This is a genomic window from Terrabacter sp. Soil810 (assembly GCF_001429645.1).
Lineage (GTDB): Bacteria > Actinomycetota > Actinomycetes > Actinomycetales > Dermatophilaceae > Terrabacter.
Map to the genome: position 1 here is coordinate 359,621 of NZ_LMSW01000001.1, position 9,910 is coordinate 369,530.

The following is a 9,910-nucleotide window of genomic DNA, read 5'->3' on the forward strand; positions in this document are numbered from 1 at the left end:
GAGGCTCGGGCCATGACCGCGTCCCCGCTCCGTCCGCGCCTGCTCCTCGTCGAGGACGACCCGGACCTCGCGCAGATGCTCGCCGAGCTGCTCGACGAGGAGGGGTATGCCGTCACGGCCGTTCGCGACGGACAGGCGGGTCTCCATCGTGGTCTCGTCGACGACTGGGACGTGCTCGTCGTCGACCGCGGGCTGCCAGGCATCGAAGGCGTCGACCTCGTGACGCGGCTGCGCTCGCGCGGGCTGACCGCGCCGGTCCTGTTGTTGACCGCGCGCGGCACGGTCGCCGACCGCGTCGAGGGGCTCGATGCCGGTGCGCAGGACTACGTGGTCAAGCCGTTCGACGTCGACGAGGTGCTCGCGCGGCTGCGGGCCCTGCTGCGCCCGGTGGGTGGCGCCACGGGGGAGCTGGTGGTCGGGGATCGGCGACTCGTCGTCGGCGAGCAGCGCCTCGTCGGCGGTGACGGCGAGGTGATGCTGTCCGGTCGCGAGGCCCGCCTGCTCGAGACGCTGGCGCGCCGGCCCACGCGGGTCTTCACCCGGGACGAGCTGCTCGTCTCGGCCTTCGACAACGCCGACACCCTCGGCGCCGTCGACACCTACGTCTACTACCTGCGCCGCAAGCTCGGGAAGTCCGTCATCGAGACCGTGCACGGTGTCGGCTACCGGCTCGGTGCGTCCTGATGGGGTTGCGCTCGAAAAAGTCTGTGGCCGTGGATGATCCGCTGCGCCGCGCGTCGCGGTCGGTGGCGCTGCGGGTCGGCGCGACGACGGCGCTCGTCGTGCTGATCGCGATCCTCGGGACGGCTGTGCTCTTCGACCGGCAGCAGCTCGCTGAGATCCGCGGGCGCACCGAGACGACCGCCCGCACGGCCGACGACGTCGTCGACGCACCGCCCGGCACGTGGCTGGTGAGGCGGACCGAGTCGGGTCAGGAGGCGACCCGGTCGATGCCGCCGGACCTCGCCGCGGCGGTGGCGGGGATCGGCCCCGACGTGTCCGGTCAGACGAGCGTCACGGCGCAGGGGCGGACCTGGCCGGCGTGGGTCGACCGCCGCGACGACGGCAGCTATGTCGCCGTCTACGACATCCGCCTGCACACCGGCGAGGAGCAGCGGCTGCTCATGTCGACGGCGGCCGCCGGCGTCGTCGGGGTGCTGCTCGCCGCCCTGACGGGCCTGCTTGCCGGGCGGCGCGCCGTGCGTCCGCTCGGTGAGGCGATGGAGCTGCAGCGGCAGTTCGTCGCCGACGCCTCGCACGAGCTGCGCACCCCGCTCGCCGTCATCAGCACCCGTACCCAGATGCTGCGCCGCCACGTCGCGCTCGACGTGGCCGCTGCCGAGGCGTCGGGAGGTGACCCGGCGGCCGCGCGTCGGCTGGCCGAGGTCGACCAGCTCGTCCACGACACCCAGGCCATGGCCGACGTCGTGTCCGACCTGCTGCTCTCGGCGCAGCTCGAGCACGTCGACGAAGTCGCCGACCGGGTCGACGTGGGCTCGCTCGCCTCGGAGGTCGTCACGTCGCTCATGCCGTATGCCGCGGACCACGGGGTGACGCTCGTCGACGAGGGGGCGTGCGGGGCCGAGATGTGTGTCGTCAACGGTGTGCGCCCGAGCCTCCGACGCTCGGTGCTGGCGCTCGTCGACAACGCGATCGCCCACTCGGAGAAGGGGACCCGTGTCGAGGTGCGGTCTGGTCTTGAGGCCGGGCAGGTCCGCGTCGACGTGGTCGACCACGGCGACGGCGTGGACGTCGCGGACGTCGAGGGGCTGACGCGCCGCTTCTCCCGCGNAGGTGGCCGGCGCGTCGGGCTGGGATTGGCGCTCGTGACCCAGATCGTCCGGTCTCACGGTGGCCGCCTCGAGGTGACGGAGACGCCCGGCGGCGGGGCGACGTTCACGCTGCTGATCCCTGCCGCCGAGGCCGACTGACTGATCGAAGTGGCGGGATCGAGGAGGCTTCGACGGCCGCGAAGGTCGACGACGGGCGCAGAGGGCGGTCAGTCGCCCACGCTGCTGGGCCGGCCCGGTCGCGCCAGAGAAAACGGTGCATAGTGCATATCTCCTGACATCGGAAAAGTATGGCCTTGGCAAAGAATCCAGGCATTCCTGCTGCATCCGCGGGGGCCATCCTTACTGTGGAACTGGACGAGCCGCAACCCAAGGCCGCCTCGTAAGTGCTCTCGATCTTCTTGTGTAAGAAGGATGCTCGACTCCGCGTCCTATCTTCTGGGCTTATGCCAGCCCTCCACTCCGGATCTCCCAAAGGGCAGTCGCACCATGGATACTTCATGCCGTCTTGCGTCAACCGCACTCGTGCACCCGTCTTTCGGGCGCCTCACATGAGCGCCACCCAGTCGTGCCTGTCCGACCCGCGCTTCGGATATGACTTCGTCGTCGCGACGACCCAGGAGAGCATCAACGCCTCGATGAAGGAGTTCCTCTCGGGGCTCACGGAGCCGGTCGTCACGATGTGCTATGTGGCGGACGCGACCGGGAAGCCGCAGGCCATCGCTCACGCGGACCTCGTCGCCGAAGCCCAAGGGTCCGACCCTTTCATCGTGCCTCCCGATGCCGACCCGGCAACGAACCAGGATCTCAAGAACCTCCTCGCAGCGCGCTTCATGATGGGCTTCCGCGCACAGCTCGGCATCCCGCCGGCTGAGCCCAAGGCCGACGTGCCGAACGTGGTCACGCTCGGCGCCGACACGGGCAGTGTCGCGTTCAACCTGCTGTGCTCGGAGTTCGACGTGGTCCAGCTCATGCCCGGCGGCGGCTACTCTGCGCAGCCCACGTGGATGAACGTCTCCCAGCCGTCCGACGCCCCGTGGGTCTTCACCTCCAAGGTCGACCTCCTGATGACCGAGGTGTCGCAGTCCGAGTTCTCCGGGCTGCCGGCCGCGGTCCGGTCGCAGGTCATGGCCCTCGGAGGTGACCCGTTCAGCGTCCAGCAGCTCCTGTTCGACCTCGACAACGCGGCACTCGAGACGACACCGGTCATCAGCGGCGTCGAGCCAGGCACGGATCTCTACACCGTCCTCAACGAGACGTTCCTCGGCTCCTACTTCGCGCAGCTGAAGGCGCAAGGCCAGCCACTCCTCGGTTGCGTCATCACCCAGCCGAGCGCTCCGCCGGCCACGCTCGTCCCGACCGGTCTCGAGCTCGAGGTGTGCCCGTTGCTCAACGACGACAGCAGCCCGATCCCGTCCCCGACGCCGCAGCAGGCTGGTCTGGCAACGCTCAACTACCTCTGCTCAGCTGGTGGTGACACGCTGCCCCCCGCAGTTGCCTTCTCCTGGAACTGGATCGACCCTTTGCCGGAGCAGCAGGCTGACGGCGTCATGGCGATCAATCGTGGGGCGTTCGCGCGCTACCTCGAGGCCCAGCTGTACTCGTACACGAGCTCGAACTGCTACCAGCCCGTGGTCGAGGTCGACGACTACAAGGTAGCGGGAGTGTCGTGGACCACTGGCCTGACCCCCGACCAGGCCCCCACCGTGACCTATCCCAATGATGAGTCCACGCTCATCAGCTTCACGTGGACGGCTGACGCCCACGACGAGAGCGGCAACACGTTCGGCGAGGAGTGGATGACGTCGAGCTTCTCGCTCGCTGTGACCTACGCCGGCAACATCATGACGGTCACCCAGCACCTCGTCATCTACCTCAAGATCCGGTCCCTGGCGACGTACGGGTCGGGCAATGTCGTCGACATCACGGTCGTCGACACCTACACCCTCGCGGCGACCCAGGCCGGCGCGCTTGCAGTGACGATGACCTCCACGCGTACCGACAACTCGAAGAACCCGTCGACGAACTCGTTCCTCAACTTCTGGACCGACCTCAACTCGATCATCGACTCGATCAAGGACTGGGCCCGCAACGTGGTTCCGACGGCGCTGACCGACGTCCCGGTCTCGGTCCTCCAGGACTTCGTCTTCCCCGGAGGGAAGACCTTCACCTTCACCCAGGTGGCGTTCTCCAAGGCCGGCGACCTCACGTCCGAGATCAGCTACACCGCCACCGACTGAGCGCCACCGAGGAGAAGCACCGTGAACACTCCCTCTCTCACCGTCTCGACCGAGCTGCTCCAAGGGTACGTCCAGGCAGAGATCCTGGCGCCTGACGCCTCCTTCCAAGCGCTCCAGACCCAGTCCGGCGCGTCGCTGCTCTTCTCGCTCGGCACCGACTCGACCTTCTACCTCACACAGGAGTCCCCTGGGACGCGCAGCGGTTGGGCACGCAACGACCTCAGCAGCACGCGGATCGCCATGGACTTCCCCGGCAACGCCGCAGCGGCGTGCACCACCTTCGCGACCGCCGAGGCAGTCGGCGCGGCGGGGGCAGGGATCCATCTGGCGATGGTCGTCACGGACGGAACCAACGATCACCTCTACCTCAGCCTCGACAACTCGGACTCGGACACCTCCTGGAGCCAGGACGCGCCGTGGTCCCCGTGGCCGTACGACAACCCCCAGGTGCCGCTCGCCCCCGTGCAGATCCTCGGCGTCCAGCTGAGCGAGGCCACGGACGGGGAGTTCGTCGTCGTCGACGTCGCTCGCGAGCCGGCCGGAGGCCGGCCCCTGGTCTCGCGGTACTACCTCGACACGGCCAAGACGGACGGTTACGCCTGGCACGTCCACACCGTGACCATCGACCTCGACGCCGATGGATACCAGACGTGTCTCGGGCGTCGTTCCGGACAGTCGATCGACGGCCTCTACACGGCCGGCCAGATCGACGGCTCGCCGCAGCTGCAGTACCAGCCGCTCTTCAACGTCTGGGACCCCTCACTGCCAGCGAACGCTGCGACGTACTCGCTGCCGGGTGGGGTTCTCCCGGAGGCGGTCGCGGCCTGCCGCAACCCTGACAACACGTCCGACCTCTTCGTCACCTCGGGCGGCACGCTGTACCACCTGGCGAGCACGGCGCAGCAGAGCGGCAGCGTGGCCAGCGCTCTCTTGACGAGCAGCCAGCTGAGCGGCATCCGGTCCCTCTTCGCGTCGACGGACGGCGATGCCGTCATCGTCTGGGGACTGAACGGCAGCGACGCGGTCGTCTACGTCACCTGCCCGCAGGCTCAGCTCGGTGACCCGGATGCGTGGAGCGTGCCGCTGCCGATCCTCGCCGGGGTCGAGCAGGTCACGCCCTACCTCGACCGAGCCAACAGCGCGAACACCTTCTTCGCGCACACCGGCCAGAGCCAGCTCGTGAAGGCCACGAAGTCGCCCGGCACATCGATCTGGTCCTTCCGTCAGATCACCCTCGACCCACCGACGACGACGACTCCCGCCACGCGCTTCAGCTCGTACACGACGCGCATCGTCGTCGTCGGGCAGGACGGTCAGCCCGCGCCGAGCACCGCCGTGACGATCACGGCGAGCGCGGTGACCGCTGTGCACGTCAACTCGCTCTACTACGTCATCGGGCCGGTGCCGGTCGACGTGACGACGGATGCGACTGGCGTCGTCGTCATCGTCGAGCCCCTCACCTCGGTCGCGGGCGCCCAGTTGACGCTGAGCGCCCTTGGCGCCCAGCTCACCGTGAACCCGATGGACGCCGGTGTCGCCCGGGCGGTCGCCCTGACGACGTCCGAGCAGCTGACCGACGCCAAGATCGTCAGCCCTGACGGCTCGACGACGAACCTCGTCCCAGCGGGTGCCAGCAGTGACGCGCTCAGCGCGGTGGCAGGAGCCAACAGCCAGCTCTCGCAGGCGTATGCCGCTGTGTCCGGTTCCTCGGGCACCGCTCCTGCCGCTGGGGTGACCGACTCGCGCGGGCTGCCCGGACCGCGCGCGACGGGTGCCTCGGCTGGTGCGCTCACCGCCGACCTGGCGTCACTCGACTCCGTTCTCGTCGATGCCGGAGACCTCTTCTCATGGCTCGCGAGCAGGGTGGAGTCCGCAGCGGACTACGTCGTCGAGGTCCTCAAGGACGTGGCGAGCGACGCGTGGGCCTTCGTGGCGACGATCGAGGGCGAGGCCTATCACTGCCTCCTCGACTGCGCGGAGAAGGTCGCCGGCGCGGCGACATGGCTCTACGGGGTGCTCAAGACCGCAGCCCAGGACCTGCTCCACTACCTCGAGTACCTCTTCGACTGGGCGGACATCACGCGGACCAAGGGGGTGCTCTTCAACCTGATCAAGGTCACGCTGCAGTGGAACGTCGACCAGATCGAAGTGTGGAAGGACAACCTCGACGGCTACATCAGCGACGCCGTCACCGACATCAACGGCTGGGTCGGCGTCGGGGACTGGTCCGGCCTCGGGCCGGACGCGACGACGACGCCCAACGCCGGCTCGACGCCGGAGGCCGGCCAGAGCGCGCCCGGCTCCCTCCTGACGCACCACTTCCAGGCCAATGCGAGCGGATGGACGCCGGTCCAACCACTTCCACCGGTACAACCCGGGGACGGGCTCATCGAGACGCTCGTGAACGCGATCGTTGCCGAGGAGACAGTGGTCTCGAGCACCATCACCTCGCTGCAGTCCATCGGGGCCGAGAGCGGTTCGACTCCGCTGGACAAGCTCCTGGAGCAGGTCGTCGCGACGATCGCCGATGGGGTCCTCGAGAGTGCCCAGGTCGTCATGGACGCCCTGCTCAACCTGCTCTACGACGTGGCGAACGACGCCCTTGCCGCCCTCGACACCCCGATCCACATCCCTGTCGTCTCCGACATACTCGCCGAGATCGGGATCCCGGAGTTCTCGATGCTCGACGTCATCTGCTGGGTCGGAGCCGTCCCGGTGACGATCGCGTACAAGGTCGCCAAGGGCGCGGCGCCGTTCGCAGATGACGCCGACACGACGTTCCTCATGACGGCACCCGATCTCCAGACCCTTCAGCAGGCCTTCTCCGGCACCTCACCGTCGTCCTCCGTCGCCTCGTCGCCGCAGGCGCTGGCGGGCCTGGCCCCGCGGGCGCTCGTGGTTGACGCGCAGGGGTCCGACGCACCCCAGAGCGCTGCGGTCGCCGCCGCAGCGACGAGCGTGATCCCGACTCCGTCGCCCGCGCTCGCCGACGCCATCCACCTCTGCGGCCACCTGCTTTCGGGGTTCGTGGGCCTCGTCAATGCGTGGCTCTCGGCGAGCGATGCGGCAGACGAGTCAGCGGAGAACCAGTACGCGACCCCGTCGGCCGTGGCCTCCGTCGTCAGTGCCGGGCTCGCGGGCGGTGCGAACTTCCTCGCGCCCCACGACCCGATCAAGAACACCGCCGTCAACATCGTGGGCTACGTGACCCTGGGCGTCCGGGTCGTGACCAAACTCTTCTTCTCGAGCATCGCGCAGGGCTACATCAAGAAGAGCGCAAAGCTGGCCGCCCTCTCCGTGGAGAACTCGCGCGGCTGGGGCGCCATCGTCGACTCGGTCCTCGTCATCCCCGCATACGCCTGCACCGGTTGGCACTTCTACGAGCTCTCGAAGGACCCGGCGGGGGCCACGAGGAGCGTTGCCATCATCGACGAGACGAGCACTGTGACGTCGGGGATCGCACGCGTCTCCTACTGCGTGGCGGTCAACGTCGAGGACCCCGACACCAAGGCCGCCATGACCGCCGTGACCGCCGTCGCCTCTGTCTGCACCGGCGGTCTGCAGATCGGGGAGTCGTTCCTGGGATTGTGATCGCCTTGGGTGGCTGGGTGCATTCCCGCGCCGCCAGATGGGCAAGGCCATCGCCCCAGGGGCGGGTGGATGCCGCCGGCCGCGCTGGCCGTGACGTCGATGATTCCGTAGGCCGCCGACCAGGGCGTGACGCTCGTCGACAACGCGATCGCGCACTCGGAGAAGGGGACCCGTTTCGAGGTGCGGTCTGGTCCTGAGGCCGGGCAGGTCCGCGTCGACGTGATCGACCACGGCGACGGCGTGGACGTCGCGGACGTCGAGGGGCTGACGCGCCGCTTCTCCCGCGNGGGCGGCCGACGCGTCGATCTCGGTCTTGCGCTCGTGACCCAGATCGTCCGGTCGCACGGTGGCCGGCTCGAGGTGACGGAGACGTCCGGTGGCGGGGCGACGTTCACGCTGCTGATCCCGACTGCTGCTGCTGCCGACTGACCGATCCTGCTGAGTCGGCGCGTCCTGGGGACCTACTTGCCGGACGTGCGTCCGACGATTCCGATCGTCCACGGACCGGAGGCGGTGACCTTGAGCTTGAACTCGCCGCCTTCGGAGACGAACGTCGACCCCTTGGCCTTCTTCTTCGCAGTCACGATCTCGCCGCGGGAGACGCCCTGCTTGTCCAGGAGTTCAACCGTGAACCCGTTCCCTGCCTTCGCCTCCCAATTGATCTGCCAGTTGGATGCAGCCTTGAAGGTCGTCGTCGTCTTGCCGTCCGAGCCGTCGAACCGTTCCAAGGACCCGGCCTTCGCCGCCGACGTGCCGGCGGACGGGCTGCTGGTAGGTGAGGGCGACGGATAACCCTGCCGTCCGGCGCCGGCTGGGGCACCGGCACCCTGAGAACGCGCGACAAAGAACACGATGAGCGCCAGGACGAGCGCCAGTCCAACCCCGACGTACAGCCACGGTCGGCGGCTGAATGCGTGCCTACCCCCCGAACGCTCCGTCACGATAGTCCTTCCGATGTTGAGCCGACGGTCATGGATTTCGATCGCGATCGGCGGACGGGCCAACGGTGCCGAAGGCCTGGCCCGCCGATCGCGGTCGTACTAGTTGATGACCACGCCGGTAGGACCCGGCACCGACTGCTGCAGTGTTCTGAAGGACTTCGTGACCGAGTCGTAAACCCAGTTGTTCGAGTAGTACAGCGAGCTGTCCTTGCTCGAGAGCACCGTGACGCCGATCGTGTCTCCCGAGGTGCCTGTGCAGCCCGGGCTCGAACCGCAACCCTCATGGGCGTCTATGCGAAGAGTGACTCCGCCGTCGATGCTCGTCTGGGTGCCGTCGCTGGCGATTCTGAAGATGCTCGCCTTGGCGTAGATCGTGACGTCCTTTGCCGGTGCGGCTCCCACTGCCCCCGAGAAGGCCAGCGAGGAGATCGAGTTGGACTTGATGTAGTAGGTGCCCGCCCCGCGCTGCAGGATGATCTGCATCTGGCCCTGGGGGCTGGTTCCCTTGCTGTTGTACTTCATGCCCAGGCTGTACCTGACGCTTCCGGCGTCGGCGTAGGTCCCTGCGGCTGTCGGCTGCTTGGAGATGGCCGCGCTGCCCTGCGTCGAGTACGCGGTGGGCGGGATCATCGCCGTGACCACTGGGTGAGCCGCCTCGTACGGCGCACTCGCGGGAAGGGCAAGGGGCGGGAGCTGCTGCTTGTTCGTGTACTGCCCGCCGAGACGCACCTCGATCAGGTACGACTGCGCGCCGTACTGTCCGGTGCTCAGCGTCAAGGTGGTCGTTGCCGTCCCTGTGCGCGTGTCCGTGTTCGAGACCGGACTGACCTTGACACCACTGGCGAGCATCTTGTTCGAAGTCAGGTCGTAGAAGTCGACCGTCCCTGCGCCGATCGTTCCGCGTCCATCGGGATCCGCGACACTGGCAGTCAGCGTCACCTGCGCCGTGGTGCTGCTGCTACCGGAGGTCACGAACGTGGTCTGACCGATGTAGGCGACCACCGCTTCGCGCGGTGTGACGGTCAGCGTGCCCGTGGTGAAGGCGAACACGTAGTTGCTCGACGCCAAGGTTCCGGGCGCGCACATAATCGCGTAGGTGCCGGTCACGGTGGAGTAGAGGGCATTCGTTGAGCAAGAGGGAGCACCCGTCACTCCGGAGGTTGCCAGGGTCTCACTGTTCTTGAAGCCACTGATCGTCGCCGTGAACGTCGGCTCGGGCATGCCGTACTCACGCGTCTTGTTGTCGGCGGTCACCGTCAACGTCGCCTTGGTGATCGTGAGGTTTGCGCCGACGTAGCTCAGGTTGTAGTTGCTGTTCAGCGCGACGGTGCCCTGCTTGATCGCGTAC

Annotated in this window: 7 protein-coding genes and 2 pseudogenes; 7 read left to right on the plus strand and 2 right to left on the minus strand. The window is 68.0% G+C overall.

From position 1 onward, the window contains the following. The first annotated feature begins 12 nt into the window (after positions 1 to 12). The 7 genes and pseudogenes from ASG96_RS01620 to ASG96_RS23980 all read left to right on the plus strand — a co-directional run. Positions 13 to 684: a response regulator transcription factor gene (locus ASG96_RS01620; protein ID WP_056761610.1), complete on the plus strand. Its 672-nt coding sequence runs from the start codon at positions 13 to 15 to the stop codon at positions 682 to 684. A 536-nt stretch (positions 685 to 1,220) separates the two neighbouring features. After that, positions 1,221 to 1,791 (plus strand): cell wall metabolism sensor histidine kinase WalK (locus ASG96_RS23965; protein WP_235509052.1); only part of this gene is annotated, 571 nt, incomplete at its 3' end. Position 1,792: 1 nt separating this feature from the next. Further along, a pseudogene (locus tag ASG96_RS23970) lies at positions 1,793 to 1,931 on the plus strand (ATP-binding protein); the annotation flags it as partial. Positions 1,932 to 2,341: 410 nt separating this feature from the next. Next, positions 2,342 to 4,030: a hypothetical protein gene (locus ASG96_RS01630; RefSeq protein WP_057586196.1), complete on the plus strand. Its 1,689-nt coding sequence runs from the start codon at positions 2,342 to 2,344 to the stop codon at positions 4,028 to 4,030. Between the two features lie 21 nt (positions 4,031 to 4,051). Then, positions 4,052 to 7,621, plus strand: a complete 3,570-nt coding sequence (locus ASG96_RS01635) for a hypothetical protein (protein ID WP_057586198.1) — start codon at positions 4,052 to 4,054, stop codon at positions 7,619 to 7,621. A gap of 126 nt (positions 7,622 to 7,747) precedes the next feature. Then, positions 7,748 to 7,907 (plus strand): ATP-binding protein (locus ASG96_RS23975; RefSeq protein WP_255359538.1); only part of this gene is annotated, 160 nt, incomplete at its 3' end. A gap of 1 nt (position 7,908) precedes the next feature. Further along, positions 7,909 to 8,050 (plus strand): annotated as a pseudogene (locus tag ASG96_RS23980) (ATP-binding protein); the annotation flags it as partial. 32 nt (positions 8,051 to 8,082) lie between these two features. On the opposite strand, the gene ASG96_RS23045 reads toward ASG96_RS23980, so the two are convergent. Together ASG96_RS23045 and ASG96_RS01650 are read right to left on the minus strand one after the other, a co-directional pair. Next, entirely contained in the window at positions 8,083 to 8,562 is a 480-nt protein-coding gene (locus ASG96_RS23045) for a hypothetical protein (RefSeq protein WP_157610592.1), read from the minus strand. Between the two features lie 99 nt (positions 8,563 to 8,661). After that, a partial coding sequence (locus ASG96_RS01650; RefSeq protein ID WP_200962637.1) for an MBG domain-containing protein occupies positions 8,662 to 9,910 on the minus strand: 1,249 nt, incomplete at its 5' end.

Bases quoted from the DNA above. Each gene is read 5' to 3' on its own strand.
- ASG96_RS01620 (WP_056761610.1), top strand. From the start codon at position 13: ATGACCGCGTCCCCGCTCCGTCCGCGCCTGCTCCTCGTCGAGGACGAC.
- ASG96_RS01630 (WP_057586196.1), top strand. From the start codon at position 2,342: ATGAGCGCCACCCAGTCGTGCCTGTCCGACCCGCGCTTCGGATATGAC.